The organism is Bacillus sp. CDB3, from assembly GCF_002081505.1.
Taxonomy (GTDB): domain Bacteria; phylum Bacillota; class Bacilli; order Bacillales; family Bacillaceae_G; genus Bacillus_A; species Bacillus_A cereus_AT.
Map to the genome: position 1 here is coordinate 78,307 of NZ_ALBR01000020.1, position 26,065 is coordinate 104,371.

The following is a 26,065-nucleotide window of genomic DNA, read 5'->3' on the forward strand; positions in this document are numbered from 1 at the left end:
TGTTTCTTTAGCTTTAGCATGTAAGTTAGTTCTAAAAAAGTAATAAGGTTATTCTGAAAGTTGCACCTAATTATAAGAATACACCTTTCTAAAAGTATTACATAATCAAGTCCCACAAAAAGTACGATAAGGACGATTCGTCGGAACAGGTGGAACGCAGTATTCTTCTTGATCTGCAGCATACGCATAAGGATTTGATAGTGCTTCAAGAAGTTTCTCCATTACGCTATAGTCGCCATTTGTCACAGCTGCTTCTAATGCTTCTTCTACGCGGTGGTTTCTTGGGATAATCGATGGGTTATTATTTTTCATCATTTTGTAGGCGTTCTCTTTCGATTCTTCTTGTCTTTCTAATCGAGATTGCCATAACTTGTACCATTCTTTAAATTCAGGACTTTCAAATAGAGCTGTATTTTCGATCGTATCAAGAGTTAATGAACGGAATGTATTTGTGTAATCTGCTTTAAATTTCTCCATCATTTTTAAAAGTTGCTCAATAAGTGATTGATCTTGTTCCTCGTTGCTAAATAGTCCTAATTTCTTTTTCATTCCAAGGAACCACTGGTTTTCATACTGTACGCTAAATTTTGAAATTTCATCTTGAGCAATTTTTAATGCTTCTTCTTCATCTTCATGTAGAATTGGTATTAAAGATTCAGCTAGTCGCGCGAGGTCCCATGCGGCCATATATGGCTGATTTCCATATGCGTAGCGACCTTGTGTATCAATAGAGCTGAATACGGTTCCTTGGTCGTAACTATCCATAAATGCACAAGGGCCGTAATCGATCGTTTCTCCGCTAATTGTTATATTGTCAGTGTTCATTACACCGTGAATAAATCCAACAAGTTGCCATTTTGCGATAAGACTTGCTTGTCCTTTAATAACTTTTTGTAGTAATGCAGTATATCGGTTTTCATGAGCTTCAATTTCTGGATAATGTCTTTTTATTGTATAGTCCGCTAGTGATTGAAGATCCTCGATAGAGCCGCGGGCTGCAGCATATTGAAATGTGCCGACGCGTATATGGCTACTAGCGACTCTAGTTAAAATTGCTCCAGGTAACTTTGTTTCACGATATGTTGGTTCGCCTGTTGTGACAACTGCTAAACTGCGAGTAGTCGGAATATCAAGTGCATACATTGCTTCGCTAATAATATATTCACGTAGCATCGGACCGAGTGCAGCACGACCATCTCCTCGGCGTGAATACGGAGTAGGGCCAGAACCTTTTAGCTGAATGTCAAAACGTTTTCCTGAAGGAGTAATTTGTTCACCAATTAAAAGAGCACGACCGTCGCCTAACATATTAAAATGTCCGAATTGATGACCGGCATATGCTTGAGCTAATGGGTGAGCTCCTTCTGGGAGTGCATTACCAGCAAAAACGGCAATTTCGACTTCTTTCTTCAATTCTTCCGGATTAAAGCCAAGAGATATTGCTAATGAATGGTTTAGTTTAACTAACTCCGGTGAACTTACGGGAGTAGGGGGGATGTCTGTATAAAATGATTGTGGTAAAGTAGCATAACTATTGTCTAAATTCCAACCTGCTTCATTATTTTTAGTCATTTTATCTCCTCCTTTTTATGTTTTTTAATTATGTATTTGTACATATATATTCTTTGTAAAGTTAACTAAAAGTATAATTTATTATTTCCCCTTGCAATCTATTGTAAGGACTTCAGTGCATTGTGTCTATTTAACAGCAAATACAAAAACTCCATTTTTCAAAAAGATTGATTAAAATGGAGTTTTTATTATTATTTAATTTTTACAATTATCTTTCCTTTTGCTCTTCCAGACTCTGAATATTCCATTGCTTTTTGAGCATCTTCAAAAGGAAAAACTCGATCGATTACAGGTTTGATTTTTCCGGATTCAATATAGTTTGCAATTATACGTAGTTGATCCCCGCTTGGCTTCATAAATAAAAATGAATATTGAGCATTATGCTTTTTTTCCAGTGTAGTAAGTTTATTACTTGCTAATGAAAATAAGAGTGTTTTAAAAAATCCGGAACCAAATTCTTTACCAAATCGAGCATTCGGCATTCCTGAAACGGAAACAATTTTCCCTCCGCTTTTTATAATATCGAATGATTTGTCAAGTGTTGATCCACCGATTGTATCAAATACCGCATCATAATTTTTTAGTATATCTTCAAATTTTTCTGTTTTGTAATTAATAATTTCATCTGCACCAAGAGACTTTACTAAATTCGCACCAGCCTCACTGGCAGTTGTTGTAACAGTGGCACCCATTATTTTTGCTAATTGAATAGCAAAAGTACCAACACCGCCGGATCCAGCGTGAATCAAAATCTTTTGTCCTTTTTGTAATTGCATGATGTCATGTAATGCTTGATATGATGTTAATCCAACGAGTGGAATCGAAGCGGCTTCCTCAAAACTTAAATTTTTAGGTTTTAAGGCTATATCATCCTCATGAATGGCTATATATTCCGCAAAAGTACCGATCTTATCTTTTCTTGGACGTGCATATATTTCATCGCCAACTTTAAATTGAGTCACCTTTGTTCCGACTTTTACAATGACACCAGAAAAGTCATTACCAAGAATAAGGGGCATTTTATATTTAAGTAACAACTTCACTTTTCCATCGCGTATTTTAAAATCAATTGGGTTAATGCTAGCTGCATGAATTTCTGCGAGCACCTCATACTCATTTATTTCAGGAGTAGGTACCTCTGTCATACATATTGGGACTTTCCCATACTTATTAATTATCATTGCTTTCATTTCTTGTACCTCCAAATACCGCATCTTTATTTCAATAAAAATTTTGCAATAGATTCTCAATATCTAATACAAGGTTTTTTAATAAACCTAATTTTGTACGTATATCAATATAATAAAAGTTTTTTGTACCTTCTTTACGCATTAAAATAATACCGGCTTCTCGTAAAATTTTAAGGTGATGTGATACTGCTGGTCGAGAAAGGTGTGTTTGTTTAGTGATTTCTCCAACACGTAATCCAGTTTGACATTCTGTTTTCATTAGAACTAACAAAATAGCTTGACGTGTTTCGTCACCAATTGCCACTAATACTTTTTGACAATTAATAAAATCTTCTTTAATAACATTTAATTGTTCTTGTTTATTCATTTCAATCACTTTGCCTCCTGGTAATTAGTCGAAAGGTTTAAGATGATGAACCATTACATCGATACGGTAATGCTACATGATTGGTATATTCGATGCAATATTGAGAAAGAAAATCGAGACGAATCAATTTTTGTGTATTGAAAATCATGGAGTATTTATTATAGGGAATAGAAAAGGAATTAGAAGATTTACATACTACAATGGATGAAGTTTTAAAAAATAGAAAATGATTTAACAATGCGTTGTCTGCAGATGATAAAGGGGAAGGCATTTCCAAAAAAATAAGCGATCGTAACCTTCTATAATCTATAGGGTTACGATCGCTTATAATGTTTTTATTATTTTGGACGTCTACATCAGAAAATAGCTCAACGTAAAGTAGGCTCTTCTTTTTTATCCTTTAATACACACACAATTTAGGTGAGTTGTAGATGTATTAAAGGATAAAAGTAATTTGGGGCGTAATCTATCTATATGATAATTCAAAATGAAATATAAGTCTATATTTTAATGGTTTTTTTTGATTATATTTATGACACTGAGCTCAGAACAATGATGTGGAGGGTAAATATATGAAATCGAATTATGTACCAGTTTTAATTGTTGGAGGGGGATTATCAGGATTAGCGTCTGCGTTATTTCTTGGAAAACAGAACATTGAGTACTTACTTATTGAAAGGCATCTGTCTACTGCAATTCATCCAAAAGCAGGCGGGCTTACTTTACGTACGATGGAGTTATTTCGAGAGTTAGGTTTAGAAAATAGTATTAAATTGGCAGGAAAAGCATTAGAAAATTGCCGAGGAAGAATAGCGGTTCATACAATAGCTGAGGCGAATAATGAAGAATTGGCACAAATGAGGGCGACTCAGTATGGAAACGATGAAAAGTTACTTCAAAAAGTAGGAGAGATTAGTCCGTCAAAACAAACTGCTTGTTATCAAATTACTTTAGAAGAGATGATGTTACAATACGTGAAAAAATTAGGCGGAAAGCTATCTTTTTATCATGAACTAGTTTCTATTGAACAAAATGAAAATGGGGTAATAGCAACTATTCGAGATCGGGAAACAGAAAACGAAAGTGTCATACATTGTGACTATGTAATTGCAGCAGATGGGGCCAAAAGTAAAATACGTGAGCAGTTAGGGATTACAACTGAAGGTCGCGGTACAATCGGTGGCTATTATATGAATATTTATTTTGAGGCTGATTTAAGTGGATTTATACAAGGAGACGCCTTTGGTTTTTCTATGGTACTTCATCCGGAGGTTCTTGGTGCACTTATTCCGGTCGATAACGTGAGTAAATGGATCTATCATGTAGCTTATGATCCAATAAAAGGAGAGCGACCAGAGGATTTCACTATAGAACGCTGTAAACAAATTATTCAAACAGCAATTGGAAGCACAAATGTAGAGTCAGAAATATTAAGTGTTTTACCGTGGGAAGCGACTGAAAGTACAGCTACAAAATTTCAAGAGAATCGCATTTTTTTAGTTGGCGATTCTGCACATATTATGCCGCCAACAGGAGGATTCGGTTCAAATACAGGAATACAAGATGCGCATAATTTAGCTTGGAAATTAGCGGCTGTTATAAAAGGGGCAGCAAAACCAAAATTGTTAGAAACATATCATGAAGAGAGATACCCTGTTGCAAAATTAACGACGCACCATGCGAGTAGTATATTATTTCGTGCTGCGGGCAGAGAGGAAGGTAATTTGAGTAATATGGATAATTTAGCTGTCACTGCTGGTTATCAGTATTGCTCAGAAGCAATTATAGATGAATGTAACACACCGCATAGAATGGATATAGTTGATTTGAACGGACGCCCTGGAACGCGTGCGCCACATTTTTGGGGAACTTATGAAGGAAAAGAAGTTTCTATACTTGATCTATTTGGTAGCAACTTTGTATTACTTACTGGAGAAGAGTCTAGTGCTTGGACTGAAGCTGCAAATGTTGTTTCATCTCGATTAGGCGTAAAGATAAAAGTGTATCAGGTAGGTCTAACTGGTGATTTCATCGATCAAGGTAACTCTATTAGAAAACTATACGGGATAGAAAATGGAGGAGCGATAGTAATAAGACCAGATGGATTTATTGGATGGCGTACGGAAAATGAGGTCTTAAAGCCGAACGTATTACTTGAAGACGTAATGAAGCATTTATTGTGTAATTAAATAAGAAGCACCGCTTGTATTTCAGTGGTAAGTTTATGTAAAAGTAAAAGAATATTAAAAATGTAAATCTTTTATGAAGAAAATCTAAAGAAATGTCGTGGGCGTGACATTTCTTTTTTAATATGCTGTATAATCAATTTAGAAATGAGATTCGTTTTCATTAACGCTCATTTCCTCTTTTGAAATTGCTTGTAATTTTAGCCATAATAAGTTGTTTTTCTTTTTCATTACTTGCCCGATTTATTTTGTTTAAAAATTTTTCAGCATCATTTCCTTTTAAAGTCATAATTTGTTTTCTGTAATATTCAATTGAAATCATATTGTTTCTTGTTACTCGATAGTGAAACATCAAATCATCTAAACGATTGCGTTTATCAGTATTTTTCAAATTAACACCTCCATTCTTGTTAATGTGTAACGAATGTTACATAAAAAATTTAAATTAAAGTTAGATGTATCCGATTGTAAGGTAGAAAATTTGTAAAAAAGAACTACAATAGAGAGTAGTTAAAATTTGAGTGTGAGAAAAAGGAATCTAGTGTAATATAATGAATGATAGATAGATTATAAAGTGTTTGAAAATTAAAAGGTATAGAATAGAATGGAAAAATATAAAGTGAAACTGGATAAAAGAGGGTCCCTATATGTTTAAGAAATGGCTAATTGTTTTCTTTATTTTTGCTGTTTTTTGTGGGAGTGTCGCTGCACTAACATATGCAAATAAAGATAAGAAATATAATTTGAAGGCATTTTCAGGTTTTAAGAATAAATTTGAAAATGATAAACCGAAAGTCGATGCGAATCAGCAAAAACGTTATGAGATTGCAGCAGCAAAACTAGATCAATATTTAAAAGATAAAGGATTTAATGGGAGTGTTCTTGTAGCTAGTAAAGACCATGTAATTTTAAGAAAAGGTTACGGGTATGCGAATGTAAAAGATAATGTATTAACAACGCCAAGAACGAAATATCGCATTGGTTCTATTACGAAAACAGTCGTTGCAGTATCTATCATGCAACTAAGAGAAAAAGGGAAATTAAATATTGAAGACAATGTAAATAAGTATATTCCATCGTTTCCAGCAGATAAAAACATTACGTTACGAAATTTGTTAACACATACGTCCGGGTTACCAGAACAGGGACAAGGTAGTGTTGATGCAGCGTCACGTTTAAAGTTAGTAACTTGGATCGGAGCGCAAACGTTACAATTTCCTGCAGGAACGGGATGGAGATATACAGATTATAATTATATGGTGCTTGCATATATTGTAGAAAAGATAACAAATGAACCACTTGCTGACTATGTGAAAGAAAACATTTTTACTCCTGTTGGAATGCATGAATCTGGGATGGGTGCCACTTTCCCAGGAGATATGTTTTTAGCAGAAGGATATACGAAAAAAGATAATGAGTTAGTAGCTACGCCTCGTTTAAGGATGAATTGGCTATATGGTTGTGGTGAAATGTACACTACAGTTGATGATATGAAAAGGTTAGATGAGGCAATTATGGATGGGAAGCTGCTTTCTAAACAAAGTTTATCAGATATGTTTACTGTATCACCCGCTAGAAAGTATGGATTTAGTTTCTATATTTACCCAGATTATTATCATAATCATGGTGTATTAGCTGGTTGGAACACTTTTAATAATTTTAACTGGGATAAAAGAACGTTTGTAATATTATTCTCTAACGTACAAAATGGTATGAATGATACATTTAATCAAGAGTTTAGGAAATTAGCGAATGATTTAATAGAAGGAAAATAATTATTTTAAAATCGGTATTGATATGTAATTATCAATACCGATTTTTTTATTTAATAATGTTTTATTTAGTGAACAAGCATGTATGAGAGGGGATTAATATTAGAATAAATTTATGAAGGAAGTTAAATGATATTAATGTTAAATATAGGGGATTTGTTTTGTGAATGTCATCTATCTGTATTGAAATTATGTAATTATCATGCGGAAGAATAATTGGTAATTTTTACATTGATGAAAAAGCTTGAGCTTCACACTATGTGAAGCTTTACATTATTGGAGACACGAACAGGAGGGTGAAAAATGAAAAAAGTAGTAAAGTTTTGTTTAATAGCTACATTATCTACAGCGATTATTAGTGGATGTTCTTTTGAAGGGAATAATGAAAATGCTAAAGGGAAAGAGGGTGAAAAAGTAGAGGTACAGAAAAACATTGGGAAATATACGATGCCGGATGAAAAAGATAAACATGAAGGTACATGGCTACAATGGCCACATGAATACACATACGGTCAAGAGTATAAAAAAGAAGTTGAACCTATTTGGGTTAAGATGGCAAGTACTTTAACTGAGGGTGAAAAAGTCCACATTGTTGCATATGATCAGGAAGAAAAAGAGCGAATTAATAAGCTTTTAACAGATGAAGGTCTAAATATGGAGAAGATTGATTTCTTTATAGCGCCTACTGATGATGTATGGGCAAGAGATAGTGGACCAATTTTTGTTTATGACAATAATAAAAATCTAAAAATATTAGATCCAGCATTTAATGGTTGGGGGAAGAAAACTCCTTATAAAAATGATGCCCGTGTACGTGAGAATGTTAGTAAACAATTAGGGATTGAAAGAATTGATTGGGGGAAATTCGTCCTTGAAGGTGGCGCAATTGAATTAGACAGCAATGGGACTGCTTTATTAACTCGAAGTGCAGTAACGAATAAAAATAGAAATCCTGATTTATCAGAAAAGGAAATTGAAAAATATATAAGTGACCTTGGGGTGACAAACTTTATTTGGTTAGATGGAGTACCTAATTTAGATATTACGGATTTTCATATTGATGGATTTGCTAAATTCCATGATAAATCTACCATTGTAACGATGAAAGAAGATGACTTGGCTGAATGGGGCTTGTCAAACAAAGATATGGATAAATTGTTAGATGCAAAAAATGCTTCAGGAAAGAAATATAAATATGAATACTTACCGCTTAGTAAAGATAAAGTTACTTTAGAAGGTGGAAAAACTCTCGATTATAAGGGGTCGTATATCAATTATTATATTGGGAATAAAGTTGTATTGGTGCCTAACTATAATGACCCAAATGACAAAATCGCAAACGATACGATTCAGAAGTTATACCCGGATCGTAAAGTAGTCGGTATTGATGTGAGAGAGCTTTATAAAAATGGCGGAATGATTCATTGTGTTACACAGCAACAACCGATTCAATTGAAGTAATCGATTATAGTTTCGTTATGTTGCTTTATAGACAAAATAGGTGAAATGCTATCTTTACTTATTTTGTCTTGTTTTAACATCTGTAATAAGAATGAAATGTATAATTTTAATGTAATGATAATTAAATAAAAATATATTGTCATTATTGTTTTATATGGAAAAGGAGAAAAATGTTTGTGTTAAAGAATTTAAAAAAAGTTTTTTCGTTGTTCCCTATCATTCTACAGTACATTTTAAATGTTGCTTTGATTTGCTTAGGGATTGTTCTAAGTGTGTTTCTGATGAAAGAAGTTATTCAATTTATACAAGAACTTAAATTAAATAGTGAGGAATCTAGTTATCATTTGATTGATAGTATCGTCGTATTCTTTTTATATTTTGAATTCATCGTAATGATTATAAAGTACTTTCAAATGAATTTTCATTTTCCATTACGTTATTTTATATATATAGGTATAACTGCTATCGTTCGTTTAATTATTATAGATCATGATAGTCCAATTGATTCATTGTTATATGCTTGCGCGATTTTTGTATTAATTAGTGCTTTATTCATTGCAAATTCTAAAATAATGCGTCGTGATTTAGAAGAGTGAACATTTGTTGTTTAAATCAAAAAAGATGTTATATCTTTTGGTAAAAAGGAGTAACGGTATTGAAAGAAATAATTTTAACCAGTTTCATAATAATAGGGTTTATGATTCTACTATTTAATTGTATACTTTCATAATTTAAAGAATAACAAGTTAATAAAGAAAGAGGTTTTTGTAAATATGGTTCATTACAATAATCAAAATAGTTTACATCAAATATTTACATTAAAGGGAACAGTTATAAGAGATATTTTCCCGCAAATTTTATTATATATATGTGTTTCAACGATAGTAACTGTAATTAATTATTATTATGCAGCAATAAAAATTAATCAAACTCCTTGGGTAATTGTTGGAGGGGCTTTAGGCCTACTGTTAGTTTTTCGTACTAACACTGCCTATGATAGGTACTGGGAAGGTAGAAAGTTATTTGGTGCGATTGGTGCCTGTACTAGAAATTTAGCAGTTAGTTTTTTATGTTATTGGGAGTCTGAAGGGAAAAAGACGGATCAGGAAAAGCTAAAATTTTTACATTTATTAATTGCTTTTCCAAAGATAGCGAAAGGACATTTGAGAGACGAAAAAGATTTATCTGAGATAAAAGCATTGCTTGATATTTGTTCTGATAAGGAAAAAGAAATATTGACTGGGTCTATTCATTTACCGATTAGTATAGTTTTTATGTTAAAAACTATACTATCAAAAGGTTTGAAAACGGGTCAAATTCATCCAAATGCAATAATTAATATGGAAGCTGATTTGAATACTCTGCTTACGGCTGTGGGTGGATGTGATCGTATCAAAACGACGCCTATTCCTTTTGCATATTTTGCTCATATTAAAATTTTACTGCTCATATTTTGCGGGACTTTACCGATTGGTCTTGTTGATAGTCTTGGGTGGGTTACAGTACTTGCAACTACGTTTATAAGTTTTGCATTTATAGGGATTGAAGCAATAGGTGTTGAAATTGAAGATCCATTTGGTCAGGACCCAAACGATCTTCCACTAGAAGGGATTTGTATAGGGATAGAAACACATTTATTAAATTTATATAATCAAAACGGTCTGTTCGAAGTAATGGATATGAATCTTGATAAAAAAATCATCTAATCGTTAATTGTACGATGATTATATTTTTAATATTGTCATGAAATACTTCATTTAAAAATCTTGTCAAGAGTCAATTTACGGCTTAACGACAGCTTTATATTTTTTATATAAATATATAAAATTTCTCCGTGCTATAATCCATTCATGAAAAGTGCACGTTTCAAAAATTGTAATGAAAAGAGAAATAGATGGCTTATTGAAATCAGTTATTCAATCATTATTGAAAAGCGAGGTAAATAATATGGAACAACAACATAATGGAATTATTTTTACTGCAATACCAGACGAATCGAATGAATATTATCAACCATTTTATGAAGACATTATTTACTTTAATGAATACTTAAATGAAAAAAAATCATTTACCGATCACCTTATATCTTTATCTGTTGAAGAGCAAGACTTTCATACAAACTTTTTCGAATATGATGATATTTGGCTAAGAGATGTTGCACCAGTTGTAACGAATCATCTTGTTAAATTTAAATATCGACCAAATTATTTACCAGATGATCAAGGACGATATTTAGATCAACAATTTAATAAATGGTTGAAGAAAAATGACTTTGAGTATGTGAAATCACCATTAATATTGGATGGTGGTAATCTTATTTGGAATAAAAAAGATACCGTTATATTAACAGAACGCATATTTGATGATAACGATGATTGGACAGAAGAGGAAATAATTGAGCAATTAGAGTGGGATTTAGATGTGAGCCGGGTTATTATTATTCCTGCTGAAGAAGGAGATGTGCTTGCGCACGCAGACGGAATGGTTAAATTTATTGATGAACACACAATGTTTATTAGTGATTTTCTAGGGGATCATGAATTTAGATACCATGTTCAAGAGATTATTCAAGAGCAAATGCCAAAAGCTGAATTTATAGTTGTTCCTTCGTCATATACAGAGAAAGGACAATATGATCAAGAAATAGCCTCGGCAAAAGGTTTATATATAAATATGTTAGAAACATGTGACGCCCTTTATGTTCCTAAGTTTGGATTAGATAAAGACGGGGAAGTTTTACGATATATTCAACAGTATACGGAAAAACAAGTTATTCAAATTCATGTAGGAGAAATATCGACTATGGGAGGCGCAATGAATTGTTTAACGTGGTATTGTCCGAGTCATTTGTTACCTTCAAAAATGAAAAGATTGAGCAATCAGAATGAAGGTTCTTCAATTAGAAAAATTTTTGATTGGTTTTAATAAATAAGCGTATAAGAAAATGTATTCAAGGGGTATTTATATGTATACAATTACTGAATTTTCGCGGATTTGTAAAATGAGTACACGAATGTTAAGGCATTATGATAAAGAGGAGATATTAAAACCAGCGTATGTGAACCCGGTAAATGGATATAGATATTATGAGCAAGGACAGCTAGAAATAGCATTGAAAATTAAAAGGCTAAGGGAGTACAAGTTTCCTTTACCGAAAATTAAAGTCATTCTTCAATCATCAGATCAAGATTCATTTATTAAACATATGCAAGCGCAAATTATAGAGTTGTCTCATGAGGTGAAACAAAATTTACAGGTTATTTCTGAAATGAATGAAATGGTACGTATGAACAATGGTCTTAATATTGCTCGTCATAGAAGTTACGATATATTAATTGGCATGAGAAATGAAATAACGGTAATTGCTCAAAGATTACAAATAGATATAGATGATATGGATGATTATTTTTATGACTTATATGAAAATGTACAAAAAAGTAGCTTTCAAATAGTCGGTTCTCCATCCGTAGTTTTTTATGATAAAGAGTATATTCCAAATCACAGTGATATTGAATTAAGAATTCCGGTTATGGATGATGACAATAAAGGTGTATTACAAGAGTGTGAAATAAAAAAGCTAAATCAGCATCAAATTGTTACTACTATGCATTATGGCAGCTATGACTATATAGGTTATGCTTATATGGCATTAGAAGAGTGGGTGGAAAGTAATGGCTATATAATAGATAGTCACCCATATGAAGTTTATATAAAGGGACCTGAATGTGATTGTTTAGTAGAGGAGTATGTGACACAAATTTGTTTTTTAGTTACGAAAATAGAATGAGAATAAGGATTGACATTAACATTATGTCAATCCTTATTCTATATACGAAAGCAATTTATCATAATAAAAAGGAGAAAGAATATGAGAAGAACAATCATGATTATTTGTATGGTTTTTAGTATGGTATGGTTTTTAGTATGGTATGGATTTCGGCATGTACTCCTGGAGTAGGAGAAGGGGAAAATGGTAGCGCTGTTCTACCTAATCAGTTACCTAAAAATGTAGTGTTTAAAAATGGTACAATCTATACTTCAAACGGAAAGCAAGACATCGTAGAGGCTGTAGCCGTTAAAGAAGGGAAAATTACATTTGTTGGTTCAAACAAGGATGTAGAGGGATTTATAAATGAAGATACGAAAGTGGTGGATTTACAGGGACGTTTTATCCTCCCTGGTTTTGTGGACAATCATAACCATATATTTGAAGCAAAGTCACCAGCAGCAGGGAATTGTAGTGTCTCACCAGATGCTTCCCTGCAAGAACAACGCTCGTATTTAAAGGCTTGTAAAAAAGATGTGAAAGATGGCGAATGGATCAGTGGAACGGGATTTAGTTTGGAAGAGCTGTTAAAAGATATGGACGAAAAATCAGAACAACAAACTCCATTACAAGTTCTTGATGAATTATTTCCTAATAACCCAGTATTAATTATGGAAAGAACCTCTCATGCTGTATGGGTTAACTCAAAAGCACTCGAGTTAGCGGGAATAAATAAAGATACGAAAGATCCGCAAGGCGGAAGAATCATTCGGGATCCAGAGACAGGAGACCCGTTTGGGATTCTTTATGATACAGCAGGAGATATCGTGATGGAAAAAGCATGGAATTCCCAGCCGAAACTCTTTGAAAAAAATTATGAAGGTTTGCTGGATGGATTAGATGAGGTTGCGAAGAATGGTATTACTACAGTGGGTGATGGCCGTCTTTATTGGAAGCGAGGCTGGTTAGACGTTTGGAATAAAGTAAATGACGAGAAAAAACTAACAACGCGAGTAGTACTTCGCCCGTGGGTATACCCGAATTTAAATGAAGCAGAACAAATGGAGTATTTCAAAAAAATTAAGCGCGATGATGTATCATCTCGAATGCTTATTAATCAAGTGAAAATGTATAGTGATGGAATTAGCATTAACAGTACAGCTAAAATACTAGAAAAATATAAATTTGAGTGGTTTAAGGGAACACCGTATGGTTTGAACTATATTCCGGAAGAAAAAATGAAATGGTGGTTGACGGAGCTTAATAAAATTGGTTACGGTGCACTCATTCACACAATTGGGGATGGTGGAGTAAGAGAGAGTTTAAATGCGATTGAAGCAGCGAAAAAGAAGGCGCGAATCAGCCTTATACGCTTACGCACGTGGAAATGGTAGAAGATAGTGATATAAATCGTTTTGCTAAATTAGGTATTAGCGCTGATTTTCAAGTAGGCCATGATTTTGCGGAAGATCCTAAACAAAGCTGGGCAAGTACGTATTTTTCAGATCAACAGATGAAACGAATTATGCCATTAGGGCGAATTTGGAAAACAGGAGCAAATGTATCGCTTAGTAGTGATTGGGATGTAAATGAACTGAATCCGCTTGTGACGATTTCGAATGCATTAAGCATTGATGAAAAGGGCTTGTCTGATGTATACGCAGCTATTGATGCCTATACAATTAAGCCAGCTAAAGCATTAGGTCTTGATAAAATTACAGGTTCGATTGAAGTAGGAAAATCGGCTGATATGGTATTACTAGATGAAGATATTACTAAAATGAGTGTCGATAAGATTCCGAATGCGAAAGTTTTAGTGACGGTTTTACAAGGAGAGGTAGTGTATCACAAGGAGAAATAAAGAGTTGTTTTATGATGGTGCTTCAAGAAAATGAAAATATTTCTGTTGACCTTAACACGATGTCAAAGTATAGACTGGACTTACATTCAGAGAAGGGGTGAACATGTATGAGAAATATAGAAAATAGTTTGTTTTATATGCCGGCAGAATGGGAGAAACATGAAGGAACATGGCTCCAATGGCCTCATGATAAGACTCATAGGGGTGAAGGTTACAGAGCTAAGTTGGATGATATTTGGATAACGATGGTAAAGGAGCTTCATTACGGAGAAAATGTGCATATTGTTGTATATAATGATGAAGAAAAAGTGCATGTTGAATCGAAGTTAATTGAAGCGAAAGTAAATATGGATAAAATCGATTTTTTAATTGAAGAAACTGATGATATTTGGATCAGAGATAATGGACCGATATTTGTAAAAGATAAAGAGGGAAATCTCCGCCTAACACACTGGATTTTTAATGGTTGGGGAGATAAATATCCGTATGAAAATGATGCTGTTATTCCGGCGAAAATAAGTGAAACATATAGTATTCCAAAAGTTAAATCTAGTGTCTGTCTAGAAGGTGGAGGAATAGAGATAAACGGAAATGGAACGTTAATGGCGGCAAAAACTTCTATTATAAATGAAAATCGAAATCCTACACTAAGCCAGGAAGAGATTGAAATGGAATTAACGAAGTATTTGGGAGTAACGAATTTTATATGGATAACGGGCATTCGCGGAGAGGATAATTATGATGAAGATACAGATTACCATATTGATGGGGCAGCACGTTTTGTAAATGAAAATACAATTCTTTATGAATATGATCCTTTCGGGGAAGGCGAATCATACTTTTTGGAGGCGTACGAAAAGCATTATCAAGAATTGCGACAAGCAAGAAATATAGATGGAAGGTCATTTCAGCTCATACCAGTACCGGTGACAAGAAAAGTGGTAAAAGAAGCAGACTGTAAGGGCTCATATTTGAACTATTATATTGGAAATGAAGTTGTATTAGTTCCTATATATGGGGATGAACATGACAAGTTAGGGCTTCAAATCATAGAAGGGCAGTTTCCAGGAAGAAGAATTGTCGGTATTTATGTAAATGAACTGTTTGCGTATGGTGGCATGATTCACTGTGTGACGCAGCAACATTTGGCATAAAGTAACCGAAATGAAAAAAGCATGCAGAGTATATACTCTGCATGCTTTTTATAATGCTGAAAACTCTTCAACAAGTGAGCTAAAACGATTTAGTGCACTTTCAATTGGCTCTGGTGTAGTTAAATCAACACCAGCTTTTTTAAGTAGGTTTAATGGATAATCAGAGCTTCCACCTTTAAGGAATTCGATATAGTTTTTCTGAGCATTTGGATCGCCGCTTAATAATTTATCGGCAATTTGAATGGCAGAGGCAAATCCAGTTGCGTATTTGTACACGTAAAATGGACGATAGAAGTGAGGAATTCTAGACCAGCCGTATTTTACTTCTTCATCAAATACAAGTGAATCACCGTTATATTCTCTAAATAACTTTTCATAAATTTCACTAAAGACTTGGGCATTTAATGGTTTACCTTGCTCGGCCATTTCATGTGTAATTTTTTCAAACTCAGCAAACATGATTTGTGTAAAGAAAGTACCTTTAAAGCTCTCAATAAAATGGTTAATTAAATGATTACGCACGTTCGTTTCTTTTGCTTCTTTTAATAAATAGTGAATTAATAACACTTCATTTACTGTAGAAGCGACTTCTGCAACAAAGATAGTATAGTGTGCAGAAATTCTTGGTTGGTATCCGTGTGAGTAATGCGTATGCATACCGTGACCGCATTCATGAGTAAGAGTGAAAAGGCTGTTTAAATCATCATGATGGTTTAAAAGAATGAAAGGATGAACACCGTATACACCAAAGTTATAAGCGCCAGAACGTTTTCCAGGTGTTTCTCTCACGTCTATATAGCGTTTATCTTTAAAGCTTTTTAATGTTTCAATATATTCTTCACCTAAAGGAGCGAGTGACGCGATCATTATGTCAAACGCTTCGTCGTATGAAATGTCTTGTTTTACACCTTTTACTAAATCAACACTCAAGTCGTATTGTCTTAGTTCATCTACATTTAATTTTTCTTTTCTAAGTTCATTATATGTATGTAATGATTGAATGTTTTTTTTCGTCGTATCAATTAAATTTTCATATACTTCTTTCGGAACCATATCGCCAAATAATGATTTTTCTAAAGCCGATGGATATTTTCTTAGCTTTGAAACGGTAACATTATTTTTAATAGCTGCGGATAAAGTAGAAGCGATAGAGTTTTTTAACTGAACATATGGTTTGTAATAAGCTTTATAAGCTTCTTTACGATTCTCACGATTCTCATCTTCTATTAACTTTGCATACATTCCACGTGTTAAGTTTACTTTCTCTCCATTATCAGTAGTCACTTCACCAAATAGTATATCTGCATTATTTAACATGCCGTATGTATGCTGCGGGGAGGAGAGTGCTTCACCCATTTGTGATAAAATTTCTTCTTGGTCCTTATTTAATACGTGTTTTTTATAACGGTATAATTCAAATAAGTCTTCTTTATAATATTGTAAGCCTTCTGCTTCTTCTATGTAAGCATGTAATGTGTTTTCATCTACGCTAAGCAAGAATGGGGAAAAGAAAGATTTAGCCGCACTTACTTTCACGTGTAATTGTGATACTTTATCGACAAGGGATTGAGCGTCAGTATCGCGTGTATCAAGATCCGATTGTAATCGTGCATAAGCGAACATTAAAGATATTATGCTAGAAATTTCTTCACTCTTTGTTAAATAAGCTAATAAACTATTACCATCGTGAATATTTCCATTAAACTCGTGTAGTTCATTCGTTAAAACTTCAATTTTATGAAAATCGCTTTCCCAATCTTCAATTGTATGGTAAATATCCGCTAAATCCCATTTTTCTTTATCAGCTACTTGTAGTCGATCTTTAAGTTCAGTCATAATCATTTCCTTTCTAAATATGTAGTTATATTCCTATATAACTATGAAATACAACAAATTGCAAAAAATCCCTGCTGGAAATTAAGAAGCCTTTCCTGAAATGGGAAGGCTTCAAAAATTATAATGTACGACCGAGCGTTGAATATAAAAGATTTATATATTGTTTTTCGTAATAATAAAAATCGTACTGTGATTGCTATAGAACTAAATATTAGTATGTTTTTAACGTGATTTTAATAGATGTTATATTTGCTTTACGATAAAATGATTATAGTGTAAAATTACACTATAAGTGTAAAGTGATAATTAATGGGTGTTTTTACACTTTTGGTTATTAGGGCTTTCTAAAGCAAGATGATGAGTTTTTATTATTAATGTTAGCGGAGACAATTTGATGTAGCGGTTATTAGAGGAAGTTCTTTATATAAATCGTAATTTTAAATTTTTAAGGGTATTTCTGTATAGGAATTAGTAGAAAAAGGAGAGGAAATATGAAAAAAACAAAAATGAAATATAGCATAGCATTTATTTTATTACTATTAACATCATGTGATATAACGGATGAAGAACTTGAACAAAAAGCACAAAGTTATACAAAATCGGAGTATGGTATTTCTGTTAAACTAAACCAAGTTGAAACACTGGATAGCGGAAAAGATTTCCTTGGTCCAAAGTGGCGGATAGTTTCTGTACAGCAAGTCGATGAACCGTATTTGCAATTTCAACTTTCTTTCGAGGGACAAATCTCTCCAAAAGTAAATAATGATAACTATAAAATAAAAAAAGAAGCGAATGATTTACAAGAAAGATTCAATACATATTATGAAAAAAAAGAGAGTAATACTATCCTTGTTTTCGATCAAATACAGGCGGGGGATACTGTTTTCGATAAAAATGCTGAGAAAGAAATAGCGAAGAAAAATTTGAAGCAGTATTATACAGCAGTTTTTAGAAGTAATACTGTTTTAGATGTAAACAATCCTGTACATATGGAAACATTAGCGGAGGCTACAAGAAGTATTAAGGAATTCAATAAAACGATTGAAAATAGTAAGAGTAGTGTGGAAGATATAACGATTAAGCTGCCAGACGTTAATAAGGATGTATTAAAAAATATTGCAGTAGATGATATATTAACGGCTGAAGATGCGAAAAAGACCCTTGAGAAAAAGGCTGATTATATGAAAGTTTTACGGTCTACGAAGTGAAGAAAGGGGCCTTCCTCAGGTGTGAAAGGAAATAGTCTGACACCTTTACTTATTACAAAACATATAGTATGATGATTTCAGTAAATTAGATTTCAATGACTATAATATAAATTAATGAGAGGTGCTTTTTGTGAGTGCGGTAGGTACTAAATAGGAAAAATTTAATGAAATAAATCGGATAAGACCAGGGGATTTTTATGTACATCATACCCCTAATTTTGTCATGGATTTATTTCGAAACCTATGAAGATACCTACAATACTTTATAAAGCGTGTAATAAGGGGATTGCCATCTGTTTTTTATGGCTTATTTTCTCATATGTTATTACACTTGCCTTGTAAATGTAAAAGCTGCGGTATCCCCGCAGCTTTTTTGTATATGTTTTTAATGTATAAAAATGGTAATTGAATAATGTAGAACTCATTGGAATCTAATGAGTAGGTATCTTCATTTATGATATAAATCAATCATAGTGAGGAGAAACAAAATGAATACGATGACTTTTGGAAAGTTACAATATAACGAATTAATGGAAATAGTGAAATCATATTGTGTAAGTGGATTAGGTAAGGAATTATTAAATAAATTAGAGCCGAGTACGAGTATAAAAGTAGTGAGAAATCGCTTAAATGAAACGACAGAAGCACGAGCTATAGTAGATGCAGAAGGGCATGTTCCTTTCTTCGGAATTTCCAATATCGCTAGTACAATTCAAAAATTAGAAAAAGGGATGATTTTGGACCCAGCGGAGTTAGTGAGCGTTTCAGACTTCTTACGTGGGTGCCGAAAGATTAAAAAGTTTATGCTAGATAAAGAATTTTTTGCGCCAGTATTAGCTTCCTATGCAAATTCAATGACTGAATTTAAAAGTATTGAAGAGGAAATTAACTTTTCAATTAAAGGAAATAGCATTGATGCAGCGGCTAGTAAAGAGTTAAAACGAATTCGAAATAACATTGATTCTGTAGATGGGAAAATAAAAGAACGTTTAACGAAGTTTTTAAATAGTAGTGCAAATAAGAAGTATATTCAAGAATTCTTTATTAGTAAAAAGGATGATCGCTATACGATTCCAATCAAATCTACCTATAAAAATCAAGTTGCGGGAAGTATTGTTGAAGCTTCCGCTAAAGGTTCTACTGTATTTATAGAACCACATACGGTTACAAAGTTAAATGCGGAGCTCGCAAGTTGGAAAGCAGAAGAAGCGATGGAAGAGTATCAAATTTTAGCGACTTTATCAGGAATGGTATTAGAAAATATTTATCATATAAAAATTAATATGGAATTGATTAGTCAATATGATATGGTATTTGCGAAAGCGAAGTTTAGTAAATCAATCGATGGAATAGAGCCGAAATTAAATGATCATGGCTACATTCATTTAGTGAATTGTAAGCATCCGCTTTTAAGTGGGAAAGTAGTACCATTAAACTTTGAAATCGGTCAAAACTACCGAAGTTTAATTATTACAGGACCAAATGCGGGCGGGAAAACAATTGTGCTGAAAACAATCGGATTGTTAACATTAGCGACAATGTCAGGCCTTCATATCGCTGGAGATAAAGAAACGGAAATTGCTATTTTCGAAAATGTATTTGTAGACATTGGTGATAATCAAAGTATCGAAAATGCACTAAGCACATTTTCATCTCATATGAAAAATCTTTCCGAGATTATGAGGGTGTCAAATAATAATACGTTGCTATTATTTGATGAAATAGGAAGCGGCACAGAACCGAATGAAGGTGCGGCGCTTGCGATATCTATTTTAGAAGAATTTTATCTAACAGGATGTATTACAATTGCAAGTACGCATTACGGTGAAATTAAACGATTTTCAGAAATGCATAGTGCCTTTATGAATGCAGCGATGCAATTTAATAGTGAAACGTTAGAACCGCTTTATAAATTAGTGATCGGTAAATCAGGTGAAAGTAATGCACTTTGGATTGCGAATAAAATGAATGTGAGAGAACATGTACTGCAAAGAGCGAAAGAGTATATGGGAAATAAAGAATACGCTATAGAAAAAGTGAATGAAAGTAAAATTAGAAAACCGAAAATGGTGCAAGGAAAAAGAGAAAATGACTATGAATATAAAATTGGCGACCGTGTGAATTTGTTAGATTATAACGATTTCGGGATTGTATATAAGGAAAAAGATAATTTCTATAATGTCGTTGTATATTATAACGGTGAATTCGTTGAAGTGAATGTGAAACGTACTACTTTAGAGGTAGCGGCGAAAGAATTATACCCAGAAGGATATGATTTAAATACACTATTTGTTGATTATAAAGAAAGAAAAATGCAACACGATATTGAGCGCGGATCGAAAAAAGCGCTTCGTAAAATTGAAAAAGAAATAAGAAAGAATAGAGGATAATATAGAATGGTAACGATTAGACAAGAACAAAAAAATGATTATAGTAAGACAGAAGAAGTTGTAAAACAAGCATTTTTAAATGAAGAATTTAGTGATAAAAAAGAACATGAACTTGTAAAACGTATTAGAAAATGTGATGCATTTATTCCAGAATTATCATTAGTTGCGGTTGATGAGGGAATAGTGGGGCACATTTTGTTATCAAAAATTACAATAGAACAGGATGGAACTTCTGTAGAATCATTAGCACTTGCACCAGTATCAGTTGCTAGGGGCCATCAGAAGAAAGGAATTGGCGGAAAGCTTACCACGGCTGCTTTAGAAAAAGCGAAAGAACTAGGATATGAATCTGTTGTGGTATTAGGGCATCCAGAGTACTATCCGAAATTCGGTTTTGAACGCGCAAGTCAGTGGAATATAAAAGCACCATTTGAAGTGCCAGATGAAGTGTTTATGGTGATGGAGCTAAGAGAGAACGCTCTTCAAGGTGCAGAAGGAGTTGTTCAATATTCGAGTGCTTTTTCTGAATAGGAATATCGAATAAGAACCATTAAGGTAAAGTAAATGAACTCATAAAAGATGCTATCTTTTTGTAGGAATGTACAGAAAGATAGCGTTTTTTTATTAAGCAGATCTATTTACGTATATTTTGCCCAATGAATAATTAAGGTGGTAAAATTGATATAGAAATGCAAAGGGAGAGAATATAATGAAGAATCGAGAAACAGATAGCAATGAGAATGTAGTTACGTTATATGTTACAAGACACGGTAAAACAATATTAAATGCGAATCATCGCGCGCAAGGTTGGGCAGACTCTCCGTTAGTAGAAAAAGGTGTGGAAGTTGCCACAAATTTAGGAACGGGATTAAAAGATATTCATTTTACGAATGCGTATAGTAGTGATAGCGCTCGAGCGATTGAAACTGCTAATTTAGTATTAAAATATAGTGAGCAATCAAAATTGAAACTTGAGAAAAGAAAAGATTTACGAGAATTAAATTTCGGTATTTTTGAAGGTGAAAAACTTGACAATATGTGGGATACGATTGGAAAAGCTGCAGGTGTTACATCACCAGAAGAACTCATGAAGTTTTCTATTCAAGAAGTGATTAATCTTATTAGAGCAGCAGACCCTACGAAACAAGCGGAAGATTGGGAATTATTTTCTACTCGTATAAAAACAGAGATTGATAAAATTAGTGAAGAAGCTGCTAAAAATGGAGGTGGCAACGTTTTAGTTGTCGTTCATGGGCTTTTGATTACTGCCTTAATAGAAATGTTAGATCGTAGTAAAACAAAGCTTGGAGTGGAAAATGCTAGTGTGACGAAGATTGTATATCAAGATGGAACATACACAGTCGAGTCGGTTGGAGATATGAGCTATGTTGCAAAAGGGAAAGAAAGTGTGGAGGAAACCTTCGCTGAGTAGTAGTGTAAGTGTAAAGCGATTTGCCGCTGTTTTTGTTAGATGTTTAAGCTGGGGGTAAGGCAATGTATTTTCATGATTTGATGAAATTTAAAGGATATATATATTTAAACAAATTGTTCGAACCAGAAGATAATTCACTGAGGGTGCTTATTGATAGATGTGAAGTTAACGAAACTAAAAGCCTCGTAAAAATCACAGATGAGGTTGAATTAGAAGCATATTCCATTGATGTTGATGAAAATCTATCAATTCTGCAATTGGATTTTGAAACGTACGTTGCTTACTCTATTACTAATGAATCGTTTACTGTAATGGATGATTACGAAATTTCAGAGGGTGAAATTTTTAAGATTTACTCAAAATCAAGATATTTAGATTTTGTTAAAGCAGGAACAATTGCTGAATTTATATTTCCTGGAGAGCAGTTCATTCACTATCAAATTCCTTGTTTGAACCATATAATCGACATTATTTCATATGATGAGCCGGAAATTACTGAAATAAAAAGAAACGAATAAAATTCCATAATAAAAGAGCATCGTAATCGATGCTCTTTTATTATGGAATTTTTCCTTTTTAAATTGGAACGATTACGGGATTAATAAAATCTTCCCTGTACTTTTTCTGCTCTCTAATAATTCATGTGCAAGAGCACCATCTTGCAAAGCGAATGTAGCAGGACTCGCGATGTTTAATTTTCCAGTAGTGATCCAATCAAATAATTGAGTAGAGCGTTGCTTGCGTTCTTCATACGTAGTAAGAACGTTCCAAAGGTCTCCGCCAGTTAAAGTTTTCGAAGTATCCATAAGCATACGAGGATCAACTGGCGCAGGATTACCGCCGGCCATTCCGTAAAATACGACAGTACCGCCAATTTTAGTAGCGTTAAAACTTTCCTCTAATGTAGAACCTACTGATTCATACACAACATTTACGCCAGCGTCATTGGTTATTTCAAGTACTTTCGTAGGCCATGCTTCAGTATATAAAAATACGTGATCAGCACCAGCTAACGTAGCTACTTGTGCTTTTTCTTTTGATGATGTAAGACCGATTACTGTTCCGCCCTGTAGTTTAATCATTTGGATGAGAAGCTGACCAACACCACCAGCTGCGGCATGTACTAAAGCTATATCACCCTGTTTTATTTGATAGCTATCTTTCGTTAAATAATGTGCTGTTAATCCTTGTAATAAGACAGAAGCGGCTGTTTCAAAAGAAATAGAATCTGGAAGTGGGATTGCTTTTTCTGATGGAACGGCAACTAATTCTGCATTTGCAAATGGAACATCCGCAAATGCAATGCGGTCTCCAGCATTGATAGGAGTAACGTTAGCGCCTACTTTTTCAACAATTCCAGCCCCTTCGTAACCTAATATATAAGGCGGATTGCCAGCGAGATGATAATCACCGCGGCGTCTATAAATATCAGCAAAGTTTAAACCGATAGCTTTCGTGCGGACAAGAATTTCATTTGGATTTAAGATTGGATCATGTATTTCTTTATATTGTAGTACATTAGCGTCTCCGAATGTTTCGAAACAAAGTGCTTTCATATGGAATACCTCCATTTATATTGTTTGTTGATGCTCTTTATCATACAATACAAATATCAATAGACAAAGAGGATTATTTCGATAAAATCAATCGGAAATATCGATTGAAAAGAGGGATGATAAATGGAGATAAAACAATTAATTACATTTAAAGTAGCGGCAGAAACTTTGAATTTTACACAAACTGCGAAGAAATTAAACTTTGCCCAATCGAGCGTAACAGCGCAAATTAAAACGTTAGAGGCTGAGCTCGGTACGCCGTTATTTGAGAGATTAGGAAAACGCCTTTTCTTAACTGAAGCCGGAAGAAAGTTTCAACTATATGCTGATAAGATGATTGCACTTAGTAACGAAGCAAAAATGGCTGTGAAAGATGATGAAGAAATGGCAGGTACGTTAATAATTGGTGCACAAGAAAGTCAGTGTACATATAGGCTTCCATCTATATTAAAGAGGTTTAAAACACAATTTCCTCAAATAAAACTTATATTTAAACCGGCGCATTCCAATAAAGATGCGAAGGAACAATTAATGGAGGGAAAATTAGACCTTGCATTTATTTTGGATGAATGTAAAACAGAAGATGTTTTGCATGTGGAGCCGCTTATGAAAGAAGAATTAAAAGTAGTAGTTGCTCCGGGGCATCGTTTGCTTGAACAACCTTTCGTTTCTACAAAAGATTTAGAGAGTGAGACACTTTTATTAACAGAACTCGGTTGCTCGTATCGGACTTTATTTGAGGAGTTATTTCGTGCGGAAGACGTATATCCGGCAAATAAGATTGAGTTTGTTAGTGTCGAGGCAATTAAACAATGCGTTATTGCAGATTTAGGTGTAGCAGTTTTGCCGGCAATAGTAGTAGAAAAAGATATACGAGAGGGAACGATAAAAGAGTTGCATTTAGAAAATACAATCACGCCGATTTATACACAAATTGCTTGGCATAAAGATAAATGGATGACATCGCCGTTACAGCAATTTATTGAGGTAACGAGGGATTCTTTTAATTAACAGGTGTTATAGGTGAGCAAGTAATATAATAAACGATTAACTTATTTACGGAAAGAAAGAGCATGTTTTGAAAAAGATTAATCAAAACGTGCTCTTTCTTTTTGTGTTTATTAAGTTCAGTTGCAGTAATTAACTAACTAAGGTCTGTATCAGGAGGAGTATATCCAAGGTGACGAGCCATTGATACGATTTGGCCTTTATGATGAAACTCATGTGTTTCTGTATGAGTTAAAAGCCATAGCGGAGTTGTGCTCCAAGGTTCTTGTTGCCATTTCACTTCATTTGCTATGTTTTCGAGCCACCGGTCATTATATTCATCTAAAAAGCGTTGTACAGTTTCATCTACTAACTTAAATCTAGTACGAACTGTTTCGACATCTGCATGCTCAATTTCGTGATCGCTAGCAAATGAAAAATCTGCTCGTTTTTGTTTAAATGCGAATGATCCGAGCCAATATCGATAGCAATCGGCTACATGAATATGGGTTTTTATAATGCTGCCACTTCCGAAGTTAGGAACTGTGCTGTTCAATTTTTCTCGTGGGATTTCTTCCAAAAACGTAAATAGAGTTTCTCTTGTAGCGCTAATAAGATTATATTGTTGTTTTAAAACATCTATCATGCATTACACTCCTTTTTGTTTACAGAAATATTTGTGCAGTAAGTAATTCTATATTTACGAGGAGTGAACCTTTTTTGTTGTTTTCAGTGAGCATATTAGGTGTATTTTTTAATTGTTTCTGATAAATTAAACAAGGTAAAACTTTAATGACTGTAACATTATTAGCTCATAATAAATTGTACATCAAGGAAGGAAACGATAAAATGAATAGAATAGTTGGTTTGAAACAATTTGAAATGACACGTGGAGCATTACTTAAATTTATGGAAACGTTAGATGATAAAACTGCGGATACACAGCCAGAGGGCTTTAACAATACAATTCGTTGGCATATTGGTCACGTGTTAACAGCGGCAGAGACTTTCATGTTTGGAAGAGAATTTAAACAATTACCAACTGAATATCCAGGCATGTTTGGATATGGATCAAGACCATCTAAATGGAAAACAGAAGGGCCGTCATTGGAAGTGTTAACGGCTCAATTAAAAGAACAAGCAAAGCGCATTAATGAACTTCCGGAAGAAGCATTTGAAAATAAACTTCCAGAGCCATTTTTAGGATTGGAAACAGTTGGAGAGCTTTACGGTATGATGCTTTATCATGAAGCAGATCATATTGGGCAAATGAAGGCGATGGAACGGATTATAAAAGCAGCAAAGTAAAAATATAAAAAGGCTCTAC

The 26,065-nt window shown here is 33.7% G+C and carries 22 protein-coding genes and 1 pseudogene; 16 read left to right on the top strand and 7 right to left on the bottom strand.

Going from position 1 to position 26,065, the window contains the following annotated elements:
* Positions 1 to 105 precede the first annotated feature (105 nt).
* From CDB3_RS06810 to CDB3_RS06820, 3 genes are all read right to left on the bottom strand, one after another.
* Positions 106 to 1,572, bottom strand: coding sequence for a protein adenylyltransferase SelO (locus CDB3_RS06810; protein ID WP_128853856.1), 1,467 nt, complete (start codon positions 1,570 to 1,572; stop codon positions 106 to 108).
* Between the two features lie 191 nt (positions 1,573 to 1,763).
* Positions 1,764 to 2,762: an NADP-dependent oxidoreductase gene (locus tag CDB3_RS06815; protein WP_128853857.1), complete on the bottom strand. Its 999-nt coding sequence runs from the start codon at positions 2,760 to 2,762 to the stop codon at positions 1,764 to 1,766.
* Positions 2,763 to 2,793: 31 nt separating this feature from the next.
* On the bottom strand, positions 2,794 to 3,138 hold the full coding sequence (locus CDB3_RS06820) for an ArsR/SmtB family transcription factor (RefSeq protein WP_128853858.1): 345 nt from the start codon (positions 3,136 to 3,138) through the stop codon (positions 2,794 to 2,796).
* Between the two features lie 563 nt (positions 3,139 to 3,701).
* Between CDB3_RS06820 and CDB3_RS06825 the strand changes: the two genes are divergently transcribed.
* Positions 3,702 to 5,318 (top strand): FAD-dependent oxidoreductase, encoded by a 1,617-nt coding sequence (locus CDB3_RS06825; RefSeq protein ID WP_128853859.1) that lies wholly within the window; start codon positions 3,702 to 3,704, stop codon positions 5,316 to 5,318.
* Positions 5,319 to 5,478: 160 nt separating this feature from the next.
* Here the strand turns inward: CDB3_RS06825 and CDB3_RS06830 are convergent, their stop codons facing one another.
* Positions 5,479 to 5,706 carry a hypothetical protein gene (locus CDB3_RS06830; protein WP_128853860.1) on the bottom strand — a complete coding sequence of 76 codons (228 nt, stop codon included), beginning with the start codon at positions 5,704 to 5,706 and terminating at the stop codon, positions 5,479 to 5,481.
* Between the two features lie 256 nt (positions 5,707 to 5,962).
* On the opposite strand from CDB3_RS06830, the gene CDB3_RS06835 reads away from it, so the two are divergent.
* The 8 genes and pseudogenes from CDB3_RS06835 (at position 5,963) to CDB3_RS06870 (ending at position 15,329) form a co-directional block, all read left to right on the top strand.
* The gene (locus CDB3_RS06835) at positions 5,963 to 7,090 is read left to right on the top strand and encodes a serine hydrolase domain-containing protein (RefSeq protein ID WP_128853861.1); all 1,128 of its coding nucleotides are present in this window, start codon (positions 5,963 to 5,965) and stop codon (positions 7,088 to 7,090) included.
* 300 nt (positions 7,091 to 7,390) lie between these two features.
* The gene (locus CDB3_RS06840) at positions 7,391 to 8,548 is read left to right on the top strand and encodes an agmatine deiminase family protein (RefSeq protein WP_128853862.1); all 1,158 of its coding nucleotides are present in this window, start codon (positions 7,391 to 7,393) and stop codon (positions 8,546 to 8,548) included.
* 176 nt (positions 8,549 to 8,724) lie between these two features.
* Positions 8,725 to 9,144, top strand: coding sequence for a phosphate-starvation-inducible protein PsiE (psiE, locus tag CDB3_RS06845; RefSeq protein ID WP_128853863.1), 420 nt, complete (start codon positions 8,725 to 8,727; stop codon positions 9,142 to 9,144).
* Between the two features lie 177 nt (positions 9,145 to 9,321).
* Positions 9,322 to 10,254, top strand: coding sequence for a bestrophin family protein (locus CDB3_RS06850; RefSeq protein WP_128853864.1), 933 nt, complete (start codon positions 9,322 to 9,324; stop codon positions 10,252 to 10,254).
* A gap of 241 nt (positions 10,255 to 10,495) precedes the next feature.
* A complete protein-coding gene (locus tag CDB3_RS06855; protein ID WP_128853895.1) occupies positions 10,496 to 11,473 on the top strand; it encodes an agmatine deiminase family protein in 978 nt (325 codons plus the stop codon).
* Positions 11,474 to 11,513: 40 nt separating this feature from the next.
* Complete coding sequence (locus CDB3_RS06860; protein ID WP_128853865.1) at positions 11,514 to 12,335, top strand: MerR family transcriptional regulator; 822 nt, start codon at positions 11,514 to 11,516, stop codon at positions 12,333 to 12,335.
* A gap of 81 nt (positions 12,336 to 12,416) precedes the next feature.
* Positions 12,417 to 14,175: pseudogene (locus CDB3_RS06865) on the top strand (amidohydrolase).
* 107 nt (positions 14,176 to 14,282) lie between these two features.
* On the top strand, positions 14,283 to 15,329 hold the full coding sequence (locus tag CDB3_RS06870; RefSeq protein ID WP_128853866.1) for an agmatine deiminase family protein: 1,047 nt from the start codon (positions 14,283 to 14,285) through the stop codon (positions 15,327 to 15,329).
* Positions 15,330 to 15,377: 48 nt separating this feature from the next.
* Here the strand turns inward: CDB3_RS06870 and pepF are convergent, their stop codons facing one another.
* A complete protein-coding gene (gene pepF / locus CDB3_RS06875; protein ID WP_128853867.1) occupies positions 15,378 to 17,165 on the bottom strand; it encodes an oligoendopeptidase F in 1,788 nt (595 codons plus the stop codon).
* A 491-nt stretch (positions 17,166 to 17,656) separates the two neighbouring features.
* Here pepF and CDB3_RS06880 point away from each other — a divergent pair, with 491 nt between their 5' ends.
* The 5 genes from CDB3_RS06880 (at position 17,657) to CDB3_RS06900 (ending at position 22,713) form a co-directional block, all read left to right on the top strand.
* On the top strand, positions 17,657 to 18,373 hold the full coding sequence (locus CDB3_RS06880; RefSeq protein ID WP_128853868.1) for a hypothetical protein: 717 nt from the start codon (positions 17,657 to 17,659) through the stop codon (positions 18,371 to 18,373).
* A 488-nt stretch (positions 18,374 to 18,861) separates the two neighbouring features.
* Positions 18,862 to 20,763 carry an endonuclease MutS2 gene (locus tag CDB3_RS06885; RefSeq protein ID WP_128853869.1) on the top strand — a complete coding sequence of 634 codons (1,902 nt, stop codon included), beginning with the start codon at positions 18,862 to 18,864 and terminating at the stop codon, positions 20,761 to 20,763.
* A 6-nt stretch (positions 20,764 to 20,769) separates the two neighbouring features.
* A complete protein-coding gene (locus CDB3_RS06890; protein ID WP_128853870.1) occupies positions 20,770 to 21,294 on the top strand; it encodes a GNAT family N-acetyltransferase in 525 nt (174 codons plus the stop codon).
* 178 nt (positions 21,295 to 21,472) lie between these two features.
* Entirely contained in the window at positions 21,473 to 22,195 is a 723-nt protein-coding gene (locus CDB3_RS06895; RefSeq protein ID WP_128853871.1) for a histidine phosphatase family protein, read from the top strand.
* A 62-nt stretch (positions 22,196 to 22,257) separates the two neighbouring features.
* The gene (locus CDB3_RS06900; protein WP_128853872.1) at positions 22,258 to 22,713 is read left to right on the top strand and encodes a hypothetical protein; all 456 of its coding nucleotides are present in this window, start codon (positions 22,258 to 22,260) and stop codon (positions 22,711 to 22,713) included.
* A gap of 72 nt (positions 22,714 to 22,785) precedes the next feature.
* Here CDB3_RS06900 and CDB3_RS06905 read toward each other — a convergent pair whose 3' ends face one another.
* Positions 22,786 to 23,751 carry a quinone oxidoreductase family protein gene (locus CDB3_RS06905; RefSeq protein ID WP_128853873.1) on the bottom strand — a complete coding sequence of 322 codons (966 nt, stop codon included), beginning with the start codon at positions 23,749 to 23,751 and terminating at the stop codon, positions 22,786 to 22,788.
* A 123-nt stretch (positions 23,752 to 23,874) separates the two neighbouring features.
* Between CDB3_RS06905 and CDB3_RS06910 the strand changes: the two genes are divergently transcribed.
* Positions 23,875 to 24,762, top strand: coding sequence for a LysR family transcriptional regulator (locus CDB3_RS06910; protein ID WP_128853874.1), 888 nt, complete (start codon positions 23,875 to 23,877; stop codon positions 24,760 to 24,762).
* A 133-nt stretch (positions 24,763 to 24,895) separates the two neighbouring features.
* Here the strand turns inward: CDB3_RS06910 and CDB3_RS06915 are convergent, their stop codons facing one another.
* A complete protein-coding gene (locus CDB3_RS06915; protein ID WP_128853875.1) occupies positions 24,896 to 25,384 on the bottom strand; it encodes a DinB family protein in 489 nt (162 codons plus the stop codon).
* A 203-nt stretch (positions 25,385 to 25,587) separates the two neighbouring features.
* Here CDB3_RS06915 and CDB3_RS06920 point away from each other — a divergent pair, with 203 nt between their 5' ends.
* Entirely contained in the window at positions 25,588 to 26,046 is a 459-nt protein-coding gene (locus CDB3_RS06920) for a DinB family protein (RefSeq protein ID WP_128853896.1), read from the top strand.
* The last annotated feature ends 19 nt before the right edge of the window (positions 26,047 to 26,065 follow it).

What these genes read in the sequence shown, in the direction of transcription:
- CDB3_RS06810 (WP_128853856.1), bottom strand. Translation starts at nt 1,572, where the DNA reads ATGACTAAAAATAATGAAGCAGGTTGGAATTTAGACAATAGTTATGCT.
- CDB3_RS06815 (WP_128853857.1), bottom strand. Translation starts at nt 2,762, where the DNA reads ATGAAAGCAATGATAATTAATAAGTATGGGAAAGTCCCAATATGTATG.
- CDB3_RS06825 (WP_128853859.1), top strand. Translation starts at nt 3,702, where the DNA reads ATGAAATCGAATTATGTACCAGTTTTAATTGTTGGAGGGGGATTATCA.
- CDB3_RS06835 (WP_128853861.1), top strand. Translation starts at nt 5,963, where the DNA reads ATGTTTAAGAAATGGCTAATTGTTTTCTTTATTTTTGCTGTTTTTTGT.
- CDB3_RS06840 (WP_128853862.1), top strand. Translation starts at nt 7,391, where the DNA reads ATGAAAAAAGTAGTAAAGTTTTGTTTAATAGCTACATTATCTACAGCG.
- CDB3_RS06850 (WP_128853864.1), top strand. Translation starts at nt 9,322, where the DNA reads ATGGTTCATTACAATAATCAAAATAGTTTACATCAAATATTTACATTA.
- CDB3_RS06855 (WP_128853895.1), top strand. Translation starts at nt 10,496, where the DNA reads ATGGAACAACAACATAATGGAATTATTTTTACTGCAATACCAGACGAA.
- CDB3_RS06860 (WP_128853865.1), top strand. Translation starts at nt 11,514, where the DNA reads ATGTATACAATTACTGAATTTTCGCGGATTTGTAAAATGAGTACACGA.
- CDB3_RS06870 (WP_128853866.1), top strand. Translation starts at nt 14,283, where the DNA reads ATGAGAAATATAGAAAATAGTTTGTTTTATATGCCGGCAGAATGGGAG.
- pepF (WP_128853867.1), bottom strand. Translation starts at nt 17,165, where the DNA reads ATGACTGAACTTAAAGATCGACTACAAGTAGCTGATAAAGAAAAATGG.
- CDB3_RS06880 (WP_128853868.1), top strand. Translation starts at nt 17,657, where the DNA reads ATGAAAAAAACAAAAATGAAATATAGCATAGCATTTATTTTATTACTA.
- CDB3_RS06885 (WP_128853869.1), top strand. Translation starts at nt 18,862, where the DNA reads ATGAATACGATGACTTTTGGAAAGTTACAATATAACGAATTAATGGAA.
- CDB3_RS06890 (WP_128853870.1), top strand. Translation starts at nt 20,770, where the DNA reads ATGGTAACGATTAGACAAGAACAAAAAAATGATTATAGTAAGACAGAA.
- CDB3_RS06895 (WP_128853871.1), top strand. Translation starts at nt 21,473, where the DNA reads ATGAAGAATCGAGAAACAGATAGCAATGAGAATGTAGTTACGTTATAT.
- CDB3_RS06900 (WP_128853872.1), top strand. Translation starts at nt 22,258, where the DNA reads ATGTATTTTCATGATTTGATGAAATTTAAAGGATATATATATTTAAAC.
- CDB3_RS06905 (WP_128853873.1), bottom strand. Translation starts at nt 23,751, where the DNA reads ATGAAAGCACTTTGTTTCGAAACATTCGGAGACGCTAATGTACTACAA.
- CDB3_RS06910 (WP_128853874.1), top strand. Translation starts at nt 23,875, where the DNA reads ATGGAGATAAAACAATTAATTACATTTAAAGTAGCGGCAGAAACTTTG.
- CDB3_RS06915 (WP_128853875.1), bottom strand. Translation starts at nt 25,384, where the DNA reads ATGATAGATGTTTTAAAACAACAATATAATCTTATTAGCGCTACAAGA.
- CDB3_RS06920 (WP_128853896.1), top strand. Translation starts at nt 25,588, where the DNA reads ATGAATAGAATAGTTGGTTTGAAACAATTTGAAATGACACGTGGAGCA.